We start from the raw sequence: 929 nt of genomic DNA on the forward strand, positions 1-929 counted from the left end.
GGGGGGTCGGCACGCGATGCTCGACCACATCTCCCTGTGGCAGGGTTCAGCACTCGACGTCGTCGGTCGCGCGCTTGCCGAGGGCGCGTAAGTCCATCGGCCATCGCGGAAACCCGATGCGCGCTGCGCACCGGGCATCGCCTGCTTGTCCCACGCGGTACCGTGTGCGCATGCCAAGGGCGGGTAGGCGGAAAACGATGTCGGAGAGCAGAATTCTCGATGCGACATCGGCAATTCTGGAAACCGGCGAGCACTACGCCGACATCCCCGTCGAACGCATCCTCGAGGTCGCCGACGTCTCGCGGTCGACGTTCTACCAGTGGTTCCCCGACAAGACCGCGCTGATTCTGCAGCTCACCGCTCCCCTGCTCGCAGAGTTCGTGGCCACGGCCGACCGCTATTGGAAGGAACCGTCGCAGGCACGTCCGGAGGCCCTCACCGACGTCATCGTCGAACTCCTCGCCTCAGCCCGCCGCTACCGCGTGATCTGGCGTGCGTATCTCGAGACGACCAGCACCGACACCCGCTTCGGCGACAACTTCCGACGGGGCCTGCAGAACTACACAGCCGACATCGCCGAACGAATCCGCACCGAACAGGCAGCAGGTCTCGTGTCCCCCGACATCGAACCCGACCAGACAGCCCGATTCATCGTCGTAGGCATGCAGGCGGGCTTCTCCGACGTCATGCAACTCGCCGACGACGCCCAAGACCACGCATTCGCCGCAGCCATGGCTCGATCGTTCTGGCTCACCATGTACGGCGACGGCACCTCCTCGGACGTTGAAAACAGCTGACTACGTAACCTCCACCCTTACGAGGGCAAAACGTGACCATATCGGACGGCGACGGCCACGAACGATCAACCAATATGCCACCCAACTGTGTAAACACGCGGGAGGCCTTCGTGGAGCTGCCCGGAATTGAAC

General features: G+C 63.6%; 1 protein-coding gene. It reads left to right on the plus strand.

Annotation, left to right across the window (positions count from 1 at the left end):
• The first annotated feature begins 197 nt into the window (after window positions 1-197).
• Window positions 198-797: a TetR/AcrR family transcriptional regulator gene (locus ABW18_RS00025; RefSeq protein WP_049697013.1), complete on the plus strand. Its 600-nt coding sequence runs from the start codon at window positions 198-200 to the stop codon at window positions 795-797.
• Window positions 798-929 lie beyond the last annotated feature (132 nt).

The organism is Gordonia jacobaea (genome assembly GCF_001186365.1).
Lineage (GTDB): Bacteria > Actinomycetota > Actinomycetes > Mycobacteriales > Mycobacteriaceae > Gordonia > Gordonia jacobaea.